The organism is Pseudomonas oplopanacis, from assembly GCF_057128725.1.
The window spans coordinates 594,108-617,161 of sequence record NZ_JBSKHV010000002.1 but is presented as its reverse complement, the minus strand read 5'-3'; the positions used below and the strand labels follow the sequence as shown (position 1 = coordinate 617,161).

Annotated in this window: 19 protein-coding genes; 8 read left to right on the top strand and 11 right to left on the bottom strand. The window is 59.8% G+C overall.

What is annotated here, in order from left to right; genetic code table 11:
• Positions 1-183 precede the first annotated feature (183 nt).
• The 9 genes from ACWKV5_RS07180 to ACWKV5_RS07140 all read right to left on the bottom strand — a co-directional run bounded on the left by ACWKV5_RS07180 (position 184) and on the right by ACWKV5_RS07140 (position 14,089).
• Entirely contained in the window at positions 184-3,756 is a 3,573-nt protein-coding gene (locus ACWKV5_RS07180) for a glycosyltransferase (protein ID WP_483840737.1), read from the bottom strand.
• Positions 3,757-3,849: 93 nt separating this feature from the next.
• Entirely contained in the window at positions 3,850-5,415 is a 1,566-nt protein-coding gene (locus ACWKV5_RS07175; RefSeq protein WP_483840736.1) for a flagellar hook-associated protein 3, read from the bottom strand.
• 13 nt (positions 5,416-5,428) lie between these two features.
• Positions 5,429-7,495 (bottom strand): flagellar hook-associated protein FlgK, encoded by a 2,067-nt coding sequence (gene flgK, locus ACWKV5_RS07170; RefSeq protein WP_483840735.1) that lies wholly within the window; start codon positions 7,493-7,495, stop codon positions 5,429-5,431.
• A gap of 23 nt (positions 7,496-7,518) precedes the next feature.
• Complete coding sequence (gene flgJ, locus ACWKV5_RS07165) at positions 7,519-8,814, bottom strand: flagellar assembly peptidoglycan hydrolase FlgJ (RefSeq protein WP_483840734.1); 1,296 nt, start codon at positions 8,812-8,814, stop codon at positions 7,519-7,521.
• A 12-nt stretch (positions 8,815-8,826) separates the two neighbouring features.
• On the bottom strand, positions 8,827-9,915 hold the full coding sequence (locus ACWKV5_RS07160; RefSeq protein WP_032833447.1) for a flagellar basal body P-ring protein FlgI: 1,089 nt from the start codon (positions 9,913-9,915) through the stop codon (positions 8,827-8,829).
• Between the two features lie 27 nt (positions 9,916-9,942).
• The gene (gene flgH, locus ACWKV5_RS07155; protein ID WP_483840733.1) at positions 9,943-10,638 is read right to left on the bottom strand and encodes a flagellar basal body L-ring protein FlgH; all 696 of its coding nucleotides are present in this window, start codon (positions 10,636-10,638) and stop codon (positions 9,943-9,945) included.
• Between the two features lie 52 nt (positions 10,639-10,690).
• Positions 10,691-11,476 carry a flagellar basal-body rod protein FlgG gene (gene flgG, locus ACWKV5_RS07150; RefSeq protein WP_027922324.1) on the bottom strand — a complete coding sequence of 262 codons (786 nt, stop codon included), beginning with the start codon at positions 11,474-11,476 and terminating at the stop codon, positions 10,691-10,693.
• 45 nt (positions 11,477-11,521) lie between these two features.
• A complete protein-coding gene (gene flgF / locus ACWKV5_RS07145) occupies positions 11,522-12,262 on the bottom strand; it encodes a flagellar basal body rod protein FlgF (RefSeq protein WP_483840732.1) in 741 nt (246 codons plus the stop codon).
• Between the two features lie 264 nt (positions 12,263-12,526).
• Positions 12,527-14,089, bottom strand: a complete 1,563-nt coding sequence (locus ACWKV5_RS07140; RefSeq protein WP_483840731.1) for a sigma-54-dependent transcriptional regulator — start codon at positions 14,087-14,089, stop codon at positions 12,527-12,529.
• 414 nt (positions 14,090-14,503) lie between these two features.
• Between ACWKV5_RS07140 and phhA the strand changes: the two genes are divergently transcribed.
• From phhA to ACWKV5_RS07110, 6 genes are all read left to right on the top strand, one after another.
• Positions 14,504-15,289, top strand: a complete 786-nt coding sequence (gene phhA, locus ACWKV5_RS07135; protein WP_140670815.1) for a phenylalanine 4-monooxygenase — start codon at positions 14,504-14,506, stop codon at positions 15,287-15,289.
• Between the two features lie 104 nt (positions 15,290-15,393).
• On the top strand, positions 15,394-15,750 hold the full coding sequence (locus ACWKV5_RS07130; RefSeq protein WP_322221475.1) for a 4a-hydroxytetrahydrobiopterin dehydratase: 357 nt from the start codon (positions 15,394-15,396) through the stop codon (positions 15,748-15,750).
• Entirely contained in the window at positions 15,750-16,943 is a 1,194-nt protein-coding gene (locus ACWKV5_RS07125) for an amino acid aminotransferase (RefSeq protein WP_483840730.1), read from the top strand. The genes ACWKV5_RS07130 and ACWKV5_RS07125 overlap by 1 nt, the downstream gene beginning before the upstream one ends.
• A gap of 278 nt (positions 16,944-17,221) precedes the next feature.
• Positions 17,222-17,353 carry a hypothetical protein gene (locus tag ACWKV5_RS07120; protein ID WP_010461912.1) on the top strand — a complete coding sequence of 44 codons (132 nt, stop codon included), beginning with the start codon at positions 17,222-17,224 and terminating at the stop codon, positions 17,351-17,353.
• A 76-nt stretch (positions 17,354-17,429) separates the two neighbouring features.
• The gene (locus ACWKV5_RS07115; protein ID WP_483840850.1) at positions 17,430-17,612 is read left to right on the top strand and encodes a hypothetical protein; all 183 of its coding nucleotides are present in this window, start codon (positions 17,430-17,432) and stop codon (positions 17,610-17,612) included.
• Positions 17,613-17,716: 104 nt separating this feature from the next.
• Positions 17,717-18,913, top strand: a complete 1,197-nt coding sequence (locus ACWKV5_RS07110) for an MFS transporter (RefSeq protein WP_483840729.1) — start codon at positions 17,717-17,719, stop codon at positions 18,911-18,913.
• Here ACWKV5_RS07110 and arfB read toward each other — a convergent pair.
• Entirely contained in the window at positions 18,910-19,323 is a 414-nt protein-coding gene (arfB, locus tag ACWKV5_RS07105) for an alternative ribosome rescue aminoacyl-tRNA hydrolase ArfB (RefSeq protein ID WP_008010994.1), read from the bottom strand. The genes ACWKV5_RS07110 and arfB overlap by 4 nt on opposite strands.
• Positions 19,324-19,465: 142 nt before the next feature.
• On the bottom strand, positions 19,466-20,878 hold the full coding sequence (locus ACWKV5_RS07100) for an amino acid permease (RefSeq protein WP_483840728.1): 1,413 nt from the start codon (positions 20,876-20,878) through the stop codon (positions 19,466-19,468).
• Between the two features lie 811 nt (positions 20,879-21,689).
• On the opposite strand from ACWKV5_RS07100, the gene ACWKV5_RS07095 reads away from it, so the two are divergent.
• Positions 21,690-21,827: a hypothetical protein gene (locus ACWKV5_RS07095; RefSeq protein WP_170219177.1), complete on the top strand. Its 138-nt coding sequence runs from the start codon at positions 21,690-21,692 to the stop codon at positions 21,825-21,827.
• 69 nt (positions 21,828-21,896) lie between these two features.
• The gene (locus tag ACWKV5_RS07090; RefSeq protein WP_483840727.1) at positions 21,897-22,862 is read left to right on the top strand and encodes a leucyl aminopeptidase; all 966 of its coding nucleotides are present in this window, start codon (positions 21,897-21,899) and stop codon (positions 22,860-22,862) included.
• Positions 22,863-23,054 lie beyond the last annotated feature (192 nt).

Below are 23,054 nucleotides of genomic sequence, written 5' to 3'. Positions count from 1 at the left end.
ATGGCGGCGGGCCCACGGAGCAGGACCGGAGCGAGGGCATGCCGAGCCTAGGCGAGGCACCGAACGAAAGGGGCAAGAGCCCTTTGGTTACTTTGGGGCTTTTCCAAAGTGACTCGCTGTAAGAGCGAAACCGCCAGCAGCCATCACAAAAGAAACGGATATACACACAGACCGAAAAAAAAATCAGTCCGGCAACCACCCCCACAACCAGTGCTGAAGATTATCCCCGCGCAACATGAAATCCCGATGCACCGCCTCACGCAACTGATCCCCCATGCGATAACTCGCATCCGGATCCGCCAGGTGCATGCGAATCGCCTGCAACCACTCCTCAGTGCTATTGCTCAGAATCTTCGTGCAAGGCAGAAACCCGTCATACGCTTGGGTATCCGTGCAAATCACCGGATACCCACAAGCCCCATACTCCAGCAACCGCAAATTGCTCTTGCAGTCGTTGAAGATATGAAACTCCAACGGCGCCAACGCCAAATCAAGATTCAAACTCGCCAACTTATACGGATAGCTCTGCAGATCGATGGTGCCATGGAACTCATGAATGTACGGACGCAAAGCATCCGGACACATGCCAAAGAACACCCAATCCACCTCATTGGCCAACTCACGAACCACATCGGCAATGATCTCCAGGTCACCGGTATGACTCGTACCGCCACCCCAACCAACCCGCGGCTTTTTCGAAGTGCGGCGCTGACTGGTCAACGTCGCCCACGGCTCCGGCGGCAACATGTTCGGCACCACACGAATCTCGCTGTGCATGCTCGACAACACATCGGCCAGCGCCTGCGTGGTCACCACCACGCGATCACACAAACCAATCCCCTCACGCAACATCTGCTCCGTGTTCGCCGGCTTGTTGCGCGCGTGGCTGTTCTTTTTCGGTGTGCTGACAATGTAGTCATCCAGCTCGAAAATCCGCAGCGCATTGGAGTACTTCTTCATCCGCAGAATGTCGGCCGCCGAGCCCTCGCTGTAGCGCCCCTGCAAAATAATGGTGTCCGGCGACAGACGCTCGATTTCCACCGTCGACGGCGACTCGTAGGCCACCCGCGAAATGACCCGCCCCGCCGCCTCAAGCTCCGCCAGCGGCGCGGTCACGCGGTAGTGCCCGATCGCCGATTCGTTGACCGGCAAACCGAGAATCAGCGGCAGGTCGCGATGGCAGAACGGATTCCAGTTGTGACGCAGCGAAGGCTCCAGACTGAAGCTCGTCACACCGAGGGTCAGCGACGGGCTGTACGCCGGATCACGGGAGATTTTCGGTAGCCACTTCAGGTAGAAACTTTCCTGCTCGGCCACCTGCGCCTTAACATCGACCTGCGTCAGGGCTGGCGCCGCGTCTTCGCCCATCATCACCGTGGCAAACGGTGTCCAGACGATCAGGTAACCGTTTTTATCTGCCTTCAGGCACAGGTCAACACCACTGAGCCCAAGGTTGAATTCAGCCTCATCCAGCTGCCCGAGGCTGTCGAATACTTCCTTGCGCACCATCAGGCAATCACTGCTGACCGCACTCCAGTTCTGCGCCACTTGCAGACGCTGCATGTAGCCTCGCGCACTGGCATGCTCGCCGAGAAACGCCGACGTGGCAGGCCCGGCCAACCCCATAATCAAACCGGCGGAGACAATCGCGCCACTGGAATTGAGCAACCGCGCGCCGACCACGCCGACTTCCGGGCGCTGCGCATGATTGAGCATTTCGGCGAGCCAGTCGCCCGCGTAAATCACGCTACGCGGGCTGAGCGTCAACAGGTACTCGCCCCGCGCCTGGCTGGCAGCGAAGTTGACCAAAGCCGCCTCGCCGGCACGCCCGTCATAACGCAGCACGCGCAGCATCGCGGCGCCCAGCTGAGACATCGCGCCCAGCCACTCGGCCATCGCCGCATCACCGCGTCCTTCATCGACAATCAGGATTTCGTACTCGGTGTACGAGGTCTGCTCGATCAGGCTTTCGGTGCAGCGCTGCAAAGCGCCCAGCGAAGCGCCTGCGGCAATGATGATCGAAACCACCGGCCGGTGCGCGTGCAGGTAATCGATACGCTTGAGCAGCGGCAAATCGCCGTTGCGAATCTGGTGTTCGAGACCGATGCGGTCCAGGTGCGCACTGACGACGGCTTCGCTGCCCTCGATCACCTCAGGCAACGACAGCCAATCGGCATAGGTCTGCGCCGACTCCACCTGAATCTCGGCAATGTGCTCGATGGTGTGCAACCCGGCTTCTTCCGCCAGGCGCCAGAGCAAATCGTGCGGGGCCAATTCGCCGTGAGCCGAATCAAATCCGCCCACTGCCAAAAAGCGCTGACGCTCGAACGCCAAGGTGCGCCCGACGTATGGGTAGGAACGCATGAGGTCGAGGTTGAAGCCTGGCTTGAACACCGGCTCGGCGGACTCACCCTCCACCAATGCGCCTTCATCGCTGTAGGCGCAGAGCATGCCCGGCGTACCGGCAATGCGCTCGGCCAACACCAGCAACGACGACTCGCGCAAGGTGTCGCCCGCGCGCAGCAGGTAGAACCAATGTGCGCCTTCCAGTTGCGGAATCACGCCATTGAGCTGGCGTGCCCAATTATCCTCAAGCGGCAATTGCAGCACGTTATCGGCGCCATCGCAGTTCGCGTTGGACAGCACCACCACCGCTTGCGGCGCATACAGTTGCGTGCCAAGGCTGGCCAGCGTGGCGTTCAGGGCGACGCTGTCAGACTCGGTGTCGATGATGATCGGCACCAGGTTCGCACGCACGGCCCAACGGCTTATCGTTTCCGGCATGTGCCGGGTTTCCGCCGGAGTGAATTGGCGGCTCGCCAGCCACTCGCGATAGAACTCGGCATAGCTGTCGCTGTTCCCGCCCACTCGGCCGTTGACCACGGTGTTGCGACTGCCCAGCACGCGCACCACGCACAACTCTTCCCACTGGCGCGGTTCTTCGAGCGCCTTGCTCAGTTCGACGCAGCGCACCCAACCTGACGCAGGGGCCGATTCGCCTCCGCGCGAAGTCAGCATTTGCATCAGCCATTCCCATTCCTGCACGGCGGCACGGGTCATTTCCGTGGTCTTGCTCAGGCGTTCCGGGTACAGGCGCTCAGTGCTCAGCACGGTGTTCAGCACTGCCATGTTGCCGCGGCGCAGCAGGCACACGAACAAGGCGAAATCGAGCGTCGCGACAAAACCCGTGCCTTCCTGGGTCAGCGCCGGCAACAGCTCCAGCACATCGGCACGGCGCATCAGGGTCGAGCTGAAATTGCCGATGAAGTTCTTCGGCGTGTTCTCGAAAATCTCCAACATGTCGTCGCCCTTGAGCACTGCATCAAGAGGCGAAAAGCGGCAGTTATCAATGCGTGGCGGCAGGATGAAATTATTGGCATCGCTCATCATGCGCAAACCGCACACGAGGGTGACCTCGGGAAAGTCGATCAGCGCCTGGGCTTGCAACTCGATGCTCGGCGTGAACAGCCGGTCGTCATCGCACAGCACTTTGATGAACTCGCCTCGCGCCTCCTTGACACAACGCAGCACGTTCTTTTGCAAACCCAGGCGCTTGGGGTTGCGCAGGTAACGAACAGGGTGTGCAGGGTCGGCAAACGCCTTGACGATCTTCTGGATCTCGTCGGAGGACGAATCGTCACAGATGACGATTTCAACGTTCTCATAGCTTTGAGCGAGCGAACTTTCCAGCGCCTGACTGAAGAAGCGCGGGTTGAAGGCGGGGATGACGATGCTGACTAGAGGGCGTTGATTCACGACAGAACTCTCGAGCGGCGCGCCTCTGCCCTTTCAGGCAGAGACTGCGTAACCGCTTAGGAAAAGACGGTTGGTAGCTCGACAGACACAGACTCAGATCTTGTTGAACAAGCCCAGTTGAGCAATCTTGCTGAAGGCCAGTTGCGACGCTTGCAACATGGTTTGCTGCAAGGTCAGGCGGGTCATCACTTCGGCTGGATCGGAATCGCGGATCGCCGACTGGGTCTGGGTGTTGGCCAGGACCAGGCTCTGGTTGGTTTCGCTCTGGGTGTCGAGCGCTGAGCCGCGACCGCCCACCGAACTCAGCGAGGTAGACAACTGATCGCTGCCGCTCGCCAGGTTGCCGATGCCGGAGGCCAGTGCTGCCTGAAACTTCTGGATCGCGATCGGGTTGCCGTTGATTGGCGTGTTCAGTGCGGTTTTCAGCTGGTTCACGGTGTCCAGAATGTTCTGGGTTTCGTGAGTATTCACAGCCACGCTGAACTGATCGCCCGCACCCGGCGTGCCGGCCAGGGTGAAGCTCACGCCCGAGGCAGTAGCGACGCCGGCAACCACAGTGCCGGAAGACACAGGCTGGCTGTTAGGCGTCAACGGTGCGGCATACAGGTCGAACGCGGTGGCGCTGGTGAACTTCATCACCGCCGAACCGGTCGGGAAACTGGCGTGGTAATTCGCCGGGTTGGTGATGTTGCTGGCGGTGACCTGAGTCGCTGTCGGGTTGCCCGGGCTGCGGGTCGCCGTGAAGGTGTCAGGCTTGGCCGCCAGGGTAAAGGTGTGGCCCGGCAACACAGTGGCAGCGGTATCACCGGCCGCCAGGTTGATGTTCAGGTTCAGGTCGACACCACGGAACGACACGGTCTGGCCGGCTTTGGTCGTCGGGTCGAACGCACCGCCCTGGCTCGCTTCGGCGGTCACGTCGTTGCCGCCCGAATCGGTAATTTTCAGCTGGGTGCCGCTGACGAAATCGACGGTGTACGGCTCGCCTGCGCGGAACTTGTTGTTGTAGGTCACGTTCGACGACACCTGACCATTGGACAGGACCACGCGACCGTCATCCACCGCCGGTGCGGTCATGGTGACCTGGCTGCGGCTGGTGTTGATCGCCTGCTGGAACACTTCCCAACCGGTGCTGTTGGTGGCCATCGACATGGTGTCGCCGACTGCCAGGTCGAGCGTTACCTGGTCACCGTTGTAGCTGTAGGTGCCGTCGGCGTTTTGCGTGAACGGGACGGTGTCGCCCTTTGAACCGGCGAAGATGTACTTGCCGTTCTCGTCCTTGCTGTTCATCAGGCTCAGCAACTGACCTTCGATCTCGCCCAGTTCCGAAGCGTTGGCTTGACGGTCGGCGTCGGTGTAACCGGCGTTGCCGGCACCGATGGCCAGTTCCTGGGCGCGCTGCAGCACGTTGGTGATGCTGGTCATGACCGACTCGGTCTGGCCCAGGGTCGCCTTGAGGGTGTTGGTGTTGGCTTTGTACTGATCAAGCATCGAGGCCTGTTGACCCAATTGCAGCAGGCGCGAGGCACCGACCGGATCATCGGCCGCGGTGTTGACGCGAACCAGGCTGCTCGCCTCTTCGCTGCTCTTGACCACGTTGGAGAAGTTCTTCTGATAGTTGGCAGCAGAGGACTCGTAAAACTGGGCGGTAGAAATGCGCATGGGCTACGACTCCTTAAAGACTGTTGATCAGTGTGCTGAAGATTTCTTGCGCAGCCTTGATGATCTGCGAAGAGGCGGTGTAGTACTGCTGGTATTTGACCAGGTTGCCGGTTTCCTCATCGAGGTCGACACCGGACAGCGAATCGCGGGCATTCTTGGCGTTGTCCAGAATGGCGCCGGTCGCCGCGCTGTCGAGCTTGCCCTGGGCCGCCTTGGCGCCGACACCTTCAACCAGTTTGCCGTAGGCGTCGGTCAGGGAAATACCCTTGCTGGCGGTACCGGTGTCCACTACCTGCTTGGTCTGCAAGCCGGCCAGTGCGGTGCCGTTACGGTTGTCCAGGGTGCCTGGCTGCGCGATGTTGATATCGATCGCAGTGCCCGTGCCCGGCGAACCGGCCACGGTCATGTCGAAGCTGACGGTACGCTGCACGGCGGGCGGGCCCGGGTCCATGATCGGCGCACCCGTGCCGTCCTTCAGAGGCACGGTCAGGCTCAGGGTGTTGTTCTGATTCGGCTTGATGGTGCCGGTGCTGATCTGCACGCCTTTGGCGTCGAGCAACTGGTAAGGCTGGCTGGAGCCGTCGGCCGCTGCGGCACCGAACACCACTTTGACCGGCATGGAAGTGTTCATGCCGCTCTGAATGAGGGCGGTCGTGGCCGTGTCGTAGATGTCGAACTGCGTGGTCAGGGTTGGCTGGCCGCTGGACGAAATAGTCAGGGTGCCGCTGCCGCCCGGCGCAATCGCCGCGCTCAGCGGTGCCGCGATGGCCAGACGCTTGGAGTCGGTCATCTCGGTCTTGATGTTCGTCGCCGCGTTGCGGGTCGGCGTGATCTTGAACGTGTCACCGGCCGCGGCCCCACCACCGCTGAGCTTCAACGAGAAACCGTCAATCACCGGCGGCGGCGTGGTCAGCGTGCTGAAAGCGCCCATCGCGGTACCTTCCGGCAGGCGCTGCACGGTGTAGTTGGTGGCGCTGGTGAAAGTGACTTTGTAATCGTTGATGGTCAGTTTGCCGCTGTCCTCGATGCTCACATCGAAGTCGCCGGAACCGACGCTGTTGCCGACAGTGGCCACGCTGCGGTCGGCCATCTGCGCAGCGCTGTTGATGCTGTTGAACAGGTTCGAACCGAACGCACCGTTCTTGTCGATGCCCTGGGCTTGAAGGCTGTTCATCTGGTCGGCAACAACCAGGGCCACGCGGCCCAGTTCGTTCATGGCCGGGTCCAGCACGGTGCTGCGATAGCGCAGCAGACCGCCCATTTCGCCACCGGTCATCACCGACGTGATGTCGACGGTGCTCGAACCACGGTTGAGCTGAATGCCCATGCGCGATGGATCAGCCTGGCTCGGCACCATTTGCAGGGTGCTGGCGGTGCCGCCCATGACCAGCGGCTGGCCGCTGCCCAGGTACACATCAAGGTTGCCGTCGCGCTCGATAACTTGCGCACCGGTGAATGTGGAGAGCTGACGCACGGTTTCGTTGCGCGCGTCGAGCAGCTCGTTCGGCATGCCGCCGGACTTGGAAACTTCGGAAATTTTCTGGTTCAACTGCGCCACGGTGGCGGCGAGTTTGTTGACCTGATCGGCCATGTTCGTCAGGTTGCCGTTGATGTTCGCGTTCTGCGCGGTCAACTGGGCGGACACTGAGTTGAAACGGTTGCTCAAGGCCTGGGCATCGCTGAGCAGCAACTGACGGGACGCATCGTCACCCGGCTTGGCGTTGACGTTCTGCACCGAGGCGAAGAACTTGGTCAGCGCGCCGTTGAGGCCGGTGCCGCTGTCCGACAGCAAGGCGTCGAGCGGGCTGATCTGTCCGGCATAGGCCGCCGCATCGCTATTGAGCGAAGTGGTGGTCTGCAATTGCGCATCGAGGTAGCTGTTGTAGACGCGACGTACATCGGCCAGGGTCGTGCCGCTGCCGATGTAGACGTTGCCGAACTGATTCGAGGCTTTGGTGCCCTGCACGGTTTGCTGGCGTGAATAACCGGCGGTGTCGGCGTTGGCAATGTTATTGCCGGTAGTCATCAACGAGGATTGGCCAGCGGCCAGACCCGACATCCCGATATTGAGCAAACTCATGGTTCAGACCTTATGCCTTGTGCCTATAGAGGCGTGGTGGAAGCGCCCGCCGCAGCGTAGTTTTGGTAACTCGTCATCTGCTTGGCTATCTGCGAGATCTTGCTTGCGTAATCCGGGTCGGTTGCATACCCGGCTTTCTGCAACTCGCGTACAAACTGTTCTGGGTTATCGGCCGACTTCACAACATCTTGATAGCGATTATTGGTTTGCAGCAAAGTCACGAGGTCATGGAAGCTGTCTTTGTACGAGTCGTAGGAACGGAACTCAGCCGTCTCCTTGACCATCTCGCCATTGCGGAATTCGCTGGTGATGGCTCGCGCCGAATCACCCTTCCAACTGGTGCCGGCCTTGATGCCGAACAGGTTGTGGCTACTGCTGCCATCCTGGGCGCGCATGACCGATTTACCCCAACCGGTTTCCAGTGCAGCCTGGGCCACCAGATAACGCGGATCGACGCCAATGCGCTCGGCGGCTTCCTTGGCCATCGGCAGCATGGTGTTGACGAATTCGTCGGCGGAGCTGAAGGCTTTCTTCGGTGGCGCGAGAGGAATCTGCGCCATCGCACGGCCGTAAATCTGCATCTGCCCGCTGAACTTGTTGTCCGTTTGCGAGGCCAGCCAATCGCCGTTGAACAGCGGGCCAGCACCGGTGGTGGCCGTCGTCGTGGCGCGTTCAGGCAACAGGGTTTTGCTCGGCGCCGCTGCCGCAGTTGTCGTGGCTGAAGGTACCAGACCGGCGAGCAAGCGATCCGCCAGTTTCGGCGGCAAGGCCAGACGGCGCTGGTTGATCAGCTCCATGTCATTGCGATGCGTGCCCTCGCCTGCCGGCGCTTTCACTGAACGCGAAGCCCACAACGGACGCTGACCATTGAGCCGCGACAGCGGACCATCAGTGGCCACAGTGCCTGCCGCGATTGGCGTCGGCACGGCGGCTTTCGCCGCTTCCTGCTTGGCCGCGGACATCGCTGCCGCCTCGCCCGGCGCCAGCGGTTTGTTCTTCGACATCTGCCGCATCAGCACGTCTGCCAGACCAATACCACCGCCTTCGCGGGACATGGAAATGGCCAACTGCTGGTCGTACATTTCCTGGTACTGCTTGGCCGCCGGCGTATTGAGCGGATTGTCCTTGCCCAGCGCTTCGGTGGCCGAACGCATGGACTTGAGCATCTCACCGAGGAACAGCGATTCGAACTCCTGCGCTACCTTGCGCATGTTGCCGTCGCTGTTCTTGTCGCCCACCTTGAGCTGGTTCAGGCGATTCAAGTCCGAATAGGAACCGGAGTCGCTGCTGCTGACCAGACCGCTCTTGCGCATATCCATGACGACGGTCCCTTAGATCACGATCAGGTCGGCTTGCAATGCGCCAGCCTGTTTCAGTGCTTCGAGGATTGCCATCAAGTCGCCCGGCGCCGCGCCGACCTGGTTCACCGCACGGACGATTTCGTCGAGGGTGGTGCCCGGACCGAACTTGAACATCGGCTTGGCTTCTTGCTGGGCGTTAACCCGCGAGCGCGGCACGACGGCCGTCTGACCATTGGACAGAGGGCCTGGCTGACTGACGATCGGGTCTTCGGTGATGGTCACGGTAAGGCTGCCGTGGGTCACGGCGGCTGGTGACACCTTGACGTTCTGGCCGATCACGATGGTGCCGGTGCGCGAGTTGATGATGACTTTCGCCACCGCCTGGCCCGGATCGACTTCAAGGTTTTCGAGGATCGACAGGTAGTCGACACGCTGGCTCGGATCAAGCGGCGCGCTGACGCGAATCGAACCGCCGTCAATGGCCTGGGCAACGCCAGGGCCGAGCATGTTGTTGATCTTGTCGACGATGCGCTTGGCAGTGGTGAAGTCCGAACGGTTGAGGTTCAACGTCAGGCTGTTGCCCTGGTTGAAACCACTTGGCACCGAACGCTCGACCGACGCACCGCCAGGGATTCGACCGGCCGACGGAACGTTGACGGTGATCTTCGAACCGTCACGACCTTCGGCATCAAAACCGCCCACCACCAGGTTGCCCTGAGCGACAGCGTAGACGTTGCCGTCGATACCTTTGAGCGGAGTCAGCAGCAAGGTGCCGCCGCGCAAGCTCTTGGAGTTACCAATCGAGGACACGGTGATATCGACCTGCTGACCCGGCTTGGCAAACGCCGGCAAGTCCGCACTGATCGAGACCGCTGCGACGTTCTTCAGCTGCACGTTGCCCGAACCCGGCGGTACCTTGATGCCGAACTGCGAGAGCATGTTGTTGAAGGTCTGCAGGGTGAAAGGCGTCTGTGTCGTCTGGTCACCGGTGCCGTTAAGCCCGACCACCAAACCGTAGCCGATCAATTGGTTGGAACGTACGCCGGAAATACTGGCGATATCCTTCAGCCGCTCGGCCTGCGCGTTGAACGCGGCGGACAGCATCAGGGCGGCCACCATGAGGTGTTTAAGATTCAAACTGGCCACCTAGAAAGGGAACAGCGGGCTGAGGAAGAAACGGTCGAACCAGCCTGGCTGACTCGCATCGGCAAACGAACCGGTGCCCGAGTAGGTGATGCGTGCATCGGCGACGCGGGTCGACGACACGGTGTTGTCGGTGGCGATGTCATCGGCGCGCACCAGACCGGCAATCCGCACCAGCTCGTCGCCGGTGTTGAGGGTCATCCACTTCTCGCCGCGTACCGCGATGATGCCGTTGGGCAGCACATCAGCCACGGTGACGGTGATCGAGCCGGTGAGGGTGTTGCCCTGCGCCGCCTTGCTGTCGCCCTTGGTCGCGCGGTCGCCTTCATAGCTGGCGTCCAGGCTCAGGTCGCCGCTGCCGAACGGGTTGTTGGTGTTGGGCGTGGAGCCGAACAGCGAACTCAGACCGATGCTGGCCTTGCTGTTCTTGCCAATTTGCGAGTTGGCGTTTTTGCTCGCCTGAGTCTTCTCGTTCAAGGTGATGGTGATGATGTCACCGACCCGGAACGCCTTGCGGTCGCTGTACAGGTTCTGTTCAAAACCGGCCTGATAAATCGAGCCATTGTTTGCGGCAGCCGGCAACGGCGTGCGCGGCAACACCGGCGCGTAATACGGGTCATTGGGCTTGGGCGTCGATGGGACGCAGCCCGCGAGCACAACAGCCCCACTCAGTGCCAGAACAGATACAAAGCGATTCATGACCCTACCTCACGGTGTTGCAGGCGACCTCATGGCCGCCTCATAGACTTGATTACAGATTCTGCGTTACGAACGAGAGCATCTGGTCGGCGGTGGAGATCACCTTGGAGTTCATCTCGTAGGCGCGTTGAGTGGTGATCATGTTGACCATCTCTTCAACGGTGCTGACGTTGGACGTTTCCAGGGTGTTCTGCAGCGTGGTGCCGAAACCGTTCAGGCCCGGGGTACCCACTTGCGGCGCACCGGAAGCAGCGGTTTCCAGGAACAGGTTGTTACCCACGGCCTGCAGACCGGCCGGGTTGATGAAGTCGGCGGTTTGCAGATTGCCGATCACCTGGTTGGCCGGGTTACCCGGAACGGTGATGGACACGGTGCCGTCGCGACCGACCGTGAAGGTCTGTGCGTCGTTCGGAATCACAATGGCCGGCTCCAGGGCGAAGCCGCTGGCATTCACGATCTGACCGTTGGAGTCGAGGTGGAACGTACCGTCACGGGTGTAGGACGTGGTGCCGTCCGGCTGCAGGATCTGGAAGAAACCGCGACCGTCGACCGCCAGGTCAAGTGGCTGCTCGGTGGTTTGCAGGCTGCCGGCGGTGAAGTTTTTCTGGGTGCCGACGATGCGCACACCCGTACCCACTTGCAGACCGGACGGCAGTTCGCTGTCCTGGGTCGACTGGGCGCCAGGCTGGCGTTTGATCTGATAGAGCAAGTCCTGGAACTCGGCGCGGTCACGTTTGAAACCCGTGGTCGACACGTTGGCCAGGTTGTTGGAAATAGTGGTCAGGTTGGTGTCCTGGGCGGACAGACCTGTTTTGGCAACCCATAGAGCCGGAAGCATTCGATTCTCCTCGTGCGCCTGTTTTACGGCGCGACGTTCTGATAATTAGCTGATCTGCAAGACCCGAGCCATGGCCTGGTCATCGTCTTTGGCGGTGTTCATCATCTTGATGTGCAGCTCGAACTGCTTCGACAAAGCCAATACCGAGGTCATTTCTTCCACGGCATTGACGTTGCTCGACTCAAGGAACCCGGACACCAGTTTGACGCCGGAGTCGGCTTGCGCCGGCTTCCCGTCCTTGGTGTGGATCGAACCATCCAGGCCCTTGGTCATGTTCTTCAGGTCAGGGTTGACCAGTTTGATGCGGTCGACTTCAGCCATCACACGCGGGCCTTCGCCCATCGCACGGATGCTGATGGTGCCGTCTTCGCCGACTTCGATCTGCTGCTCGGGCGGCACGGCGATCGGACCGCCATTGCCCATCACCGGCATGCCGTTGCCGGCACGCAGCACGCCCAGGGCGTCGATGTTCAGGCTTCCGGTGCGCACATAGCTTTCAGCGCCATCGGGCGTCTGCACGGCGATCCAGCCGTTGCCTTGCACCGCGACATCGAGATCACGACCGGTTTCAACCAGCGAACCAGGGGAGAAGTCGGTGGCCGGGCGTTCGGTCATCGCAAACGCACGCGCCGGAAAGCTGTCACCAAACACCGGCATCGAACGGGCCTGTTCCAGGTCCTTCTGAAAACCGTTGGTGGAGATGTTTGCCAGGTTGTTGGCATGAGCCTTCTGCGCCAGTGCATTCTGGCTGGCGCCGGTCATTGCCACATAAAGGTACTTGTCCACACTCTTTCCTCTGCATGCCGGACGTTTGCCGCCCACCGCTGTACTGATGAGCGATAAGCAATTTACAGACCAACTTTTTTTTGGCGGCGCCGGGCCCGGCAAACAAAGGACTTGAGGGGTTTCAGAGGGGAATGGGGGATTGTGTCAAAGTCGAAAAACCGGCGGTGTCATGCCGGTGGGTGGCAACTGTCGGCCTTCATGACTGGCGCTTGGCAACCTGTGGCGAGGGAGCTTGCTCCCTCGCCACAAAAGACCCGCCGTGCGTCAGGCATTGGGCTCTTTGCCGACATCGTACTCACGCAACTTGTTGGCAATGGTCGTATGCGAAACGCCCAACCGCTTGCCCAGTTGCCGACTGCTCGGATGCTCGGAGTACAACCGCTCCAGCACCGCTTTCTCAAAGCGCCCGACAATCGCATCCAGCCCGCCCTCCAGCGAGAAATCGCCAAGCGGCTGACGCACACCGTAATCTGGCAGACGAATATGTTCGGCCTTGACCGTCCCGCCTTCACATAGCGAAACCGCCTGGAACAGCACGTTCTCCAATTGCCGGACATTGCCCGGCCAGTGGTAATGACTGAGCCGCTCCATCGCGGCCGGGGCCAGTTTCGGCAGCGGGCAACCGATCTGCCGACTGGCCTGGTCGAGGAAGTGCTCCACCAGCGGCGTCAAGCCGTCGAGGCACTCACGCAGTGGCGGAATGTGCAACGACAGCACGTTCAAGCGGTGATACAAATCCTGGCGAAACTCGCCCCGGGCGCACAGCTCGGACAAATCCACCTGAGTGGCGCAGATCACCCGCACATCCAGATAAACCTCTTCATCACTGCCGACACGACGGAAGCATCCGTCCTGCAAAAAGCGCAGCAATTTAACCTGCAAGCGTGGGCTCATTTCGCCCACGCCATCGAGAAACAGCGTGCCGCCGGCCGTCAGTTCCAACAGCCCAAGCTTGCCTTCGGCGCGTGCGCCTTCGAAGGCGCCAGGGCCGTAGCCGAACAATTCGGTCTCGGCCATCGATTCCGGCAAACCGGCGCAATTGAGCGCCATCAACGGCGACTGCCCGCGCGGGCTGGCGAGGTGGCAGGCGCGCGCCAGCAATTCTTTACCGGTGCCGGTTTCGCCTTCTATCAATAGCGGCGCATCCAGCGGCGCCATGCGCCGGGCTTCGCGCACCACCGCGGCCATGACTTTCGAGCTTTGGAAGATGCTGTCGAACCCGCGCAGTTCCTGCTTGCGCACGTTGTAGATGCGCTCCCCTACCCGGTCGGCGCGGTGCAGCGTCAGGACTGCGCCGGCCATGGCTTCGCTGTCGTCATGCTCGGATTGCAGCGGCGCGATATCGGCCAGAAATACATCCCCCTTGACCTTGACCCGCAACCCGTTGATTCGCGACTTGTTGGCGCGCACCAGTTCCGGCAAATCAAAATCCTCGGCGTAACGCGACAGCGGAATCCCCGGTACTTCATCCACCCGCACCCCAAGCAACTGCGCCGCCGCACGGTTAGCCGCGACGATGGAGCCGCCCATGTCGATCGACAGCACCGGAAACTCCAGGGCGCCGAGCAGGGCATTGAGCTCCATGTGCCGACGTTCGCTGGGCATCAGCCCTACCCGCTTGACGCCAAACACCCCGGCAATCGATTCGAACTTCGGACGCAGGGCCTGGAACTGAATGTTGATCAGGTTCGGACAATGCAGGTAGATCGCATTGCCATGCTCACCGCCGACCTCACCCCGGGCGACGTTGATCCCGTACTCCACCAGCAAGTTGAGAATGTCACGGAGGATGCCGATGCGGTTCTGGCAGTGGACTTTGATACGCATATAAATGGCCCGAAAAACGATAAATGAGGTCAATGCCTGCACACATTCCCTGTGGGAGCGAGCCTGCTCGCGAACGCGGTGAGTCAGTCGACATCAACATTGACTGATCCACTGCTTTCGCGAGCAGGCTCGCTCCCACAGGGAATCGCAGCGCTCAATTGAACGTGCCCTGCAGTATTTTTAGGTCGAACGTGAAGTTAGTCGTCAAGATTATGTGACACCCATCGACCTTTTCAAACCCGGAAATCGCCGCAGACACGACTTTCTCCGCAATCCGTAACGAAAACTTTACGTAAAACGCCGATTTTTCCTACAAAGAGCGCCGAACACCTGCTGCAACACCGCACGCCTTGGGGTATTTCTAGGTCCATAGCAGCACATAACAAGAACGAAATCCCCTCGCAGGAGAGCAGCATGAAGCAGACGCAGTACGTGGCTCGCGAGCCCGATGCGCAAGGTTTTATCGACTACCCCGCTGAAGAACATGCGGTGTGGAACACGCTGATCACTCGTCAACTGAAAGTGATCGAGGGCCGTGCGTGCCAGGAATACCTGGACGGTATCGAAAAACTCGGTCTGCCCCACGACCGCATCCCGCAACTCGGTGAAATCAACAAAGTCCTCGGTGAAACCACCGGTTGGCAAGTGGCCCGAGTTCCAGCGCTGATCCCCTTCCAGACGTTTTTCGAGTTGCTGGCGAACAAGCAGTTTCCAGTGGCAACGTTTATTCGTACCCGCGAAGAGCTGGATTACCTGCAAGAGCCGGACATTTTCCACGAGATCTTTGGCCACTGCCCGCTGCTGACCAACCCCTGGTTCGCTGAATTCACCCACACCTACGGCAAACTTGGCCTGCAAGCGACCAAGGAAGAACGCGTTTACCTGGCGCGTCTGTACTGGATGACCATCGAGTTCGGCCTGGTCGATACCGCTGATGGCCTGCGCATTTACGGCGGCGGCATTCTTTCCTCTCCAAAAGAAACCGTTTACTGCCTGTCGAACGAACCTGAGCATCAGGCATTCGATCCGCTGGAATGCATGCGCACGCCGTATCGCATCGATATCCTGCAGCCGCTGTACTTTGTCCTGCCGAACCTCAAGCGTCTGTTTGACGTGGCTCATGAAGACATCATGAGCATGGTCAAGCAAGGCATGCAGCTGGGCTTGCACACCCCGAAATTTCCACCAAAGGCTGCGTGATCCGCAGCTTTTAGAATCAAGTGAGCCTGTCATGAGCCGACGCTTTGGTTTAGCGTGGTGACACTGACGGCCGATGTCCAATCATTCGATTTCAGGAACACATCATGTCCACATTGAACCAAGCCCACTGCGAAGCCTGCCAAGCCGGTGCCCCTCAAGTCAGCGACGAAGAGTTGCCGATCCTGATCAAGCAAATCCCGGACTGGAACATCGAAGTACGCGACAGCATCATGCAGCTGGAAAAAGTCTTCCTGTTCAAAAACTTCAAGCACGCACTGGCGTTCACCAACGCGGTCGGTGAAATCTCCGAGGCCGAAGGTCACCACCCGGGCCTGCTGACCGAATGGGGCAAAGTCACCGTCACCTGGTGGAGCCACTCCATCAAGGGTCTGCACCGCAACGACTTCATCATGGCCGCGCGCACTGACGAAGTGGCCAAGGACGCCGAGGGCCGCAAATAATGCATTTCGACGCCATAGGTCGAGTTCCCGGCGATCCGATTCTCGGCTTGATGGAAGCCTATGCGCAGGATCCGAACCCGCGCAAATTCGACCTCGGCGTGGGCGTCTATAAAGATGCCCAGGGCCTGACGCCGATTCCGCAGTCGGTGAAGCTGGCCGAGCAGCGTCTGGTCGATCGCCAGACCACCAAGACCTACATCGGTGGTCACGGCGAACCGGCCTTCGGCAAAGCCATCAGTGAGTTGGTGCTGGGTGCCGATTCCGACTTGATCGCCGAACAACGGGCTGGGGCGACCCAGACCCCGGGCGGCACCGGCGCATTGCGCTTGAGTGCCGACTTCATCGCCCAGTGCCTGCCGGGCCGTGGCGTGTGGTTGAGCAACCCGACCTGGCCGATCCACGAGACGATTTTCGCGGCGGCCGGGGTCAAGGTCAGTCATTACCCGTACGTGGGCAGCGACAACCGCCTCGACGTCGACGCCATGCTCGCGGTACTGAGCGAAGCGCCGAAGGGCGACGTGGTGTTGCTGCACGCCTGCTGCCACAACCCGACCGGTTTCGACCTGTCCCATGACGACTGGCGCCGAGTGCTGGACGTAGTGCGCAGTCGTGACCTGGTGCCGTTGATCGACTTCGCCTACCAGGGCTTCGGCGATGGCCTGGAACAGGATGCCTGGTCGACCCGTCTGTTCGCTGACGCGTTGCCGGAAGTGCTGATCACCAGTTCCTGCTCGAAGAACTTCGGCTTGTACCGCGACCGCACCGGCGCGCTGATTGTCTGCGCAAAAACCGCTGACAAGCTCGTGGACATCCGCAGCCAGCTGGCCAACATCGCCCGCAATCTGTGGTCGACGCCGCCGGATCATGGTGCCGCCGTGGTCGCAACCATTCTTGGCGACCCGGAACTGAAAAGCCTCTGGGCCGACGAAGTGGAAGCCATGCGGTTGCGCATCGCCCAGTTGCGCAGTGGCTTGGTCGAGGCGTTGGAACCCCATGGTTTGCGTGAGCGTTTTGCGCACATTGGCGTGCAGCGCGGGATGTTCTCTTACACCGGGTTGACGGCGGAGCAGGTTAAACATCTGCGCGATCATCACAGCGTGTACATGGTCAACTCCGGCCGGGCCAACGTGGCCGGGATTGATGCAACGCGTCTGGATTTGCTGGCTGAGGCGATTGCTGAAGTCTGCAAATAATCCCAGCCATTGCACCATCAACTGTGGGAGCGAGCCTGCTCGCGAAAGCGGTGTGTCAGTCGACATCAACATTGACTGATCCACCGCATTCGCGAGCAGGCTCGCTCCCACTGTTGTTTTGTGTTGTTCCCTCTTCCAGACCTGTCTAGACAATCCCATCCGTCGCAACAAATGGATATAAAAGTCTGATTGTCATTTTCAGTGCTGTATCCTGCCCAAGCTTTTTAAAAGCGCGGATCTACCAGATCTATCAACAGACTTTGCGAGGAGCGCGAACCATGCACGAGATCCCTAATCTCCCCTTCCCAAGCCTGCACGAAACTGAGCAGACAACCACGCAACAAGCCGGCGCCCAACAGCCCGAGCCCAAAGAAGCCACTGAACGCCGCCAGGCCGACAGCGAAGACTGAAACACCTGCAATGCCAGACCGTGTGGAAAGCGCTAACATGCGCTTTCCACACCGCCTGAACCCCGAGCTTCACACCATGACCGATGAATTCAGCGAGACCCAAGCCAGCGTCCTGATCGGCACTGCCGAGAAGATGATCGAGATCTGGAACCGACTCTCCCCCGAGAAACAAGCCGCACTGCTCGCCCGCTTCGGCACTCAGGAAAACGCCCTGGCCGCCCTGGTCACGACGCAACTGGTTGCCCCCGCCAAGCCCTGAACCACACCGCCCGGCAAATAGTTTTACTTTTTCCACGACCCGCGAGCGCTCGCGCCGCTATCATAAGCAGCCTATCTATCCTGCTTTCCCGTGGACCTTTACCCATGTCTGAAAACCAGCGCCCCCTGGCGGTCACGCTGCAAGTCGTTTCCATCGTTCTGTTTACCTTCATCGGCTACCTGAATATCGGCATTCCCCTGGCCGTATTGCCCGGCTACGTCCACAGCGACCTGGGTTTCGGCGCGGTCATCGCCGGCCTGGTGATCAGCGTGCAATACCTGGCCACCCTGCTCAGCCGGCCCTACGCCGGCAAAATCATCGACAACAAGGGCAGCAAACTCGCGGTGATGTACGGCCTGGCCGGTTGCGGCTTGAGCGGTGTGTTCATGCTGGTTTCAGCCTGGACGCAGAGCCTGCCGACCGTGAGCCTGATCAGCCTGTTGATTGGCCGCCTGGTGCTCGGCAGCGCGGAAAGCCTGGTCGGCTCGGGATCGATTGGCTGGGGCATCGGCCGGGTCGGCGCGGCCAACACCGCCAAGGTGATTTCCTGGAACGGCATTGCCAGCTACGGCGCACTGGCCGTCGGCGCGCCGCTGGGGGTGCTGCTGGTTCATCAGTTGGGCTTGTGGAGCATGGGCGTGAGCATCGTGCTGCTGGCCGTGCTGGGCCTGGCGCTGGCATGGCCAAAAACCGCCGCGCCGATTGTGGTCGGTGAACGCTTGCCGTTCATGCATGTGCTGGGGCGGGTGCTGCCACACGGCTGCGGTCTGGCGTTGGGCTCCATAGGCTTCGGCACCATCGCCACTTTCATCACCTTGTATTACGCCACGCAACACTGGGACAACGCGGTGTTGTGCCTGAGCCTGTTCGGCGCCAGCTTCATCGGTGCACGCCTGTTGTTCGGCAACCTGATCAACCGCCTCGGCGGGTTTCGCGTGGCGATTGCCTGCCTGTCCGTAGAAACTCTGGGGTTGCTGCTGCTGTGGCTCGCGCCGGAGGCCCATTGGGCATTGGCCGGTGCAGCGCTGAGCGGTTTCGGATTTTCGCTGGTGTTTCCGGCGCTCGGCGTGGAGGCGGTCAACCTGGTGCCGGCCTCCAGCCGTGGCGCGGCGGTCGGGGCTTATTCGCTGTTCATTGATTTGTCGCTGGGGATTACCGGGCCATTGGCCGGTGCCATTGCGGCCGGGTTTGGTTTTGCGTCGATCTTTCTGTTTGCCGCGATTGCCGCACTCAGCGGTTTGGCATTGAGCGTTTACTTGTACCGGCAAGCGCCGAAGCAACGCGAAGCGCGGGCGCGTTAAAAATCGACCTTGCCGCGTCCGGCCTTGATGCTGCCGCGTTTGGTCTTCGATTCGAGTCGACGTTTTTTTGAACCCAGCGTCGGTTTGGTCGGGCGACGCTTCTTTTCGACCTTGGTCGCGCTGAGGATCAGCTCGGTCAAGCGCTCCAGCGCATCGGCGCGATTGGCTTCCTGTGTGCGGTATTGCTGGGCCTTGATGATCAACACGCCTTCGCTGGTGATGCGACTGTCACGCAGCGCCAGCAACCGCTCCTTGTAAAACTCAGGCAAGGACGAGGCCGGAATGTCGAAGCGCAGGTGCACGGCGCTGGAAACCTTGTTGACGTTCTGCCCGCCGGCGCCTTGCGCGCGAATGGCCGTCAACTCGATCTCGGCATCCGGCAGATGCACGTTGTTGGAAATCACCAGCATGGAAAAGCGTCCGTATTCAGAGTGCGCAGGATACCGCGAATAAGCTCTCCGGCACGCCGCAGATCAACTGTGGGAGCGAGCCTGCTCGCGATGAAAACAACAAACCCGGCATTGGCCGGGTTTGTCGTTTCTGCGTACGGCGTTATTTCACCGAAGCCTGCAACGCGTGCTGCGCACTGCGCTTGTTCTTGATGCCGTAGCAGATCCACATGAACACGACCCACACCGGAATCGCGTACACCGAGATCTGGATGCCCGGAATCAGCAGCATCACGCACAGGATGAACACCACGAACGCCAGGCAGATGTAGTTCCCGTACGGGTACCACAGCGCCTTGAACAGCGGCGTTTGCTGGGTCTTGTTCATGTGCTGGCGGAACTTGAAGTGCGAGAAGCTGATCATCGCCCAGTTGATCACCAGGGTCGCAACCACCAGCGACATCAGCAGTTCCAGCGCGTTTTGCGGGATCAGGTAGTTCAACAGCACCGCAATCAGCGTCACCGCCGCCGAAGCGAGGATCGAACGCACCGGCACGCCGCGCTCGTCGATCTTCGACAAGGCCTTCGGCGCATCGCCCTGTTCGGCCATGCCCAGCAGCATACGGCTGTTGCAGTAGGTGCCGCTGTTGTACACCGACAGCGCCGCAGTCAGTACCACGAAGTTGAGGATGTGCGCGGCGGTGTTGCTGCCGAGCATCGAGAACACTTGCACGAACGGGCTGCCGCTGTAGGAATCACCGGACGCGTTGAGGGTCGCCAGCAGGCTGTCCCATGGCGTCAGCGACAACAGAATGACCAGCGCGCCGATGTAGAAAATCAGGATCCGGTAGATCACCTGGTTGATGGCTTTCGGGATCACGGTTTTCGGCTTGTCGGCTTCAGCCGCAGTGAAACCGAGCATTTCCAGGCCGCCGAAGGAGAACATGATGATCGCCATGGCCATCACCAGACCGCTGACACCGTTCGGGAAGAACCCACCGTGGGACCACAGGTTGCTGACCGACGCTTGCGGACCGCCGTTACCGCTGACCAGCAAATAGCTGCCCAGGGCAATCATGCCGACAATGGCCACGACCTTGATGATCGCGAACCAGAACTCGGCCTCGCCAAAGACTTTGACGTTGGCCAGGTTGATCAGGTTGATCAGCACGAAGAAGCCGGCTGCCGAGACCCAGGTCGGGATGTCCGGCGCCCAGTAGTGGATGTATTTGCCGACCGCGGTCAGCTCCGACATGCCCACCAGGATGTACAGGATCCAGCAGTTCCAGCCTGACAGGAAGCCGGCGAAACCGCCCCAGTATTTGTGCGCAAAGTGACTGAAGGAACCGGCGACGGGCTCTTCAACGATCATTTCGCCGAGCTGGCGCATGATCATGAACGCGATGAAGCCGCAGATGGCGTAGCCGAGGATCATCGACGGGCCAGCGGATTTCAGGACCCCGGCCGAGCCGAGGAACAAACCGGTACCGATCGCACCACCGAGGGCGATCAATTGAATGTGGCGATTTTTCAGGCCGCGCTTCAGCTCGCCTGACTGCGAGTTTTGTCCACTCATGAAAAGGGTCTCACGTTCTGCATCGTTACAACGTTCATGCGTCACCTGTTTGTTTTTATCTGTGACGAAATCGAACCCGGCACACTCGTGGCGTGGCGGAGTGAACAAGGCGGATAGCCTTGAGGTTTGCGCATTTGCGCAGGAGGTCACAGGTAAAACGCGGCGCATTGTACACCGCTAACCCCCTGCTGCCAGACCCGCTGGATCAGCGTGTTGTAAGCCGGGATTGCCGGTGTCCGCCCCGAGTATCTCGGGCGGCTGCAAATAAAGAGTCAGACCCTTGCGGATCATTGACGGGAACGATTGAAAAATCGCCCCACGGGGAGAGATGGGTTTGAATCACGGCGTACATTGCGCCTCCTTCTTGTTATGCACCTGCACGACAGGCATGGGGCGCATCTGACCCTTCCTGCGACGCTGAAACAAGCGGCCCAGAGCCTTGGGCGATGGTTGAACGGATTGATTTCGGCAGGTTTTCCTTACACCCGTTCCGTAAGCGTCAACCCACGGGGTTTCAGGCGATATTTCGTCAGCATTTCTTTACACGGCGTAACGATAATTTTCCAAATCGGATTTATCTGTAGGACGACTGCAAATTGACGATAGGAAGCTTCCTAAGGAAAAAGCCGAGTTAGTTTTTGTTTTCTATTAATAAATAACCCTTAAAAGAAACAAACTAAACAGTTCACTGAACATCTTATTTGATTATTTTTTTGCATTATAAAAATCCCTCAACTAGGTTTGCAGCGACTTGCCGAGCCGCATCGACCGGCAAGTTGTTTCTACTCAAAAGTCATTAAGGAGTTTCACCATGCAAGCACTGGATAAAGACTTGGAAACTGAACTGCAACTGGACGATTGGTTTGAAGCACCGACCCATGAAGCCGCCGTAGAAATGATGCAAGCCGACGCGGTAGTTCCGTTCGGCACGGCGATGTGGCCTCTGTAAGACCTCCCGGCAGGCGTAATCCGGCCGGTTGTGCCTGCCACTTTTTACCGGTTTGTCACGGAGGACAGCATGGATAAGCATCGCGCCATTACGCATTTTCTCTACTACCTCGAACAGCACCCAGCCCTTGCCGGCATCAACCCGGCGAAGGTCTTGCTTGGCCACACCGCCGATTACGAGGCGCTGACCGGCGCTATTGCCGAACACGCCGGTGACCGCCAACCCTTGCGCTTCAACACGCTACGCCTTGATCTGGAGCCCCCGGCTTTACTGGCCCAGGCCATCGCCGACTGCGATCTGTACATTTTTTTCTACGACTCTTCCACCCTGCCCAACCCACGCCCCGAAGGCCCGGAGTTTGTCCGCGCACTGCATGGCGTGATGGCCGAGAACTGGAAGAAGTCGCTGCTATTCAAGGATTACGGCGATTACTTCTACGACACCTTCAGCGTCACCCCGCAACGCATTGCCGGGTTGAACAGCCATTTGATCCAGCGCCTGTCCCAGGCCACGACGTTAAGCTTCAAAGATGAACACGGCTCCTGGTTTGACGCTCCGCTGAACAGCATTAAAAAGTGGACTGACATCAATGGCATCGGCAACTTTGATTTGGCACCCGGTGAAATCGCCACGCACAGCGAAGCGATTAATGGGCAGGTGAAGTTCATGGGGACTTTTCTCAGTACGATTCCGTTTGCCCGCAAATACGGAGTATTGGAATCACCGCTGGAGTTATGGATCGAGAACTCGACCATCCGCAAAATCGCCACCGAGGTGCCGGGGCTGGAACATGACTTCAATAAATACCTGGAGGCCAATCCGTCGAATCGACGGATTGAAGAACTGGGGATTGGCACCAATGAGGGCGTGAAAGCCTTGTATGCGCGCAATGCCGGGTTCGAGGAGCGCCATTGCGGGCTGCACCTTGGGTTGGGCGGTGGCGCCAAGGGTAGCCATCATCTGGATTTGATCTTCTCCGGTGGCGTGTTGGCGCTGGATGATGAGCCGGTGTTTGATGGGCGGTTTGTGTTCTAGCCGTTGAAAAGGAGGTGCTGCAACTGGCGTCTTCGCGAGCAGGCTCGCTCCCACAGGTGACCGAGTTCTCTCGGGGAAATGCGATCAAATGTGGGAGCGAGCCTGCTCGCGAAGACGCCCGGTCATTCAACCCCTCACTTAAGCCAAGCCAAAAAAAACGCCATCCCGAGGGATGGCGTTTTTTATGTGGCG

Coding starts and splice junctions, on each gene's coding strand:
- flgJ (WP_483840734.1), bottom strand. CDS start 8,814: ATGGATATGCGCAAGAGCGGTCTGGTCAGCAGCAGCGACTCCGGTTCC.
- ACWKV5_RS07130 (WP_322221475.1), top strand. CDS start 15,394: ATGTCCACATTGAACCAAGCCCACTGCGAAGCCTGCCAAGCCGGTGCC.
- arfB (WP_008010994.1), bottom strand. CDS start 19,323: ATGCTGGTGATTTCCAACAACGTGCATCTGCCGGATGCCGAGATCGAG.
- ACWKV5_RS07110 (WP_483840729.1), top strand. CDS start 17,717: ATGTCTGAAAACCAGCGCCCCCTGGCGGTCACGCTGCAAGTCGTTTCC.
- ACWKV5_RS07090 (WP_483840727.1), top strand. CDS start 21,897: ATGGATAAGCATCGCGCCATTACGCATTTTCTCTACTACCTCGAACAG.
- ACWKV5_RS07125 (WP_483840730.1), top strand. CDS start 15,750: ATGCATTTCGACGCCATAGGTCGAGTTCCCGGCGATCCGATTCTCGGC.
- flgG (WP_027922324.1), bottom strand. CDS start 11,476: ATGCTTCCGGCTCTATGGGTTGCCAAAACAGGTCTGTCCGCCCAGGAC.
- ACWKV5_RS07095 (WP_170219177.1), top strand. CDS start 21,690: ATGCAAGCACTGGATAAAGACTTGGAAACTGAACTGCAACTGGACGAT.
- flgK (WP_483840735.1), bottom strand. CDS start 7,495: ATGAGTTTGCTCAATATCGGGATGTCGGGTCTGGCCGCTGGCCAATCC.
- flgH (WP_483840733.1), bottom strand. CDS start 10,638: ATGAATCGCTTTGTATCTGTTCTGGCACTGAGTGGGGCTGTTGTGCTC.
- ACWKV5_RS07115 (WP_483840850.1), top strand. CDS start 17,430: ATGACCGATGAATTCAGCGAGACCCAAGCCAGCGTCCTGATCGGCACT.
- ACWKV5_RS07100 (WP_483840728.1), bottom strand. CDS start 20,878: ATGAGTGGACAAAACTCGCAGTCAGGCGAGCTGAAGCGCGGCCTGAAA.
- phhA (WP_140670815.1), top strand. CDS start 14,504: ATGAAGCAGACGCAGTACGTGGCTCGCGAGCCCGATGCGCAAGGTTTT.
- ACWKV5_RS07160 (WP_032833447.1), bottom strand. CDS start 9,915: ATGGTGGCCGCCCTGATGCTGTCCGCCGCGTTCAACGCGCAGGCCGAG.
- ACWKV5_RS07175 (WP_483840736.1), bottom strand. CDS start 5,415: ATGCGCATTTCTACCGCCCAGTTTTACGAGTCCTCTGCTGCCAACTAT.
- ACWKV5_RS07120 (WP_010461912.1), top strand. CDS start 17,222: ATGCACGAGATCCCTAATCTCCCCTTCCCAAGCCTGCACGAAACTGAG.
- ACWKV5_RS07140 (WP_483840731.1), bottom strand. CDS start 14,089: ATGCGTATCAAAGTCCACTGCCAGAACCGCATCGGCATCCTCCGTGAC.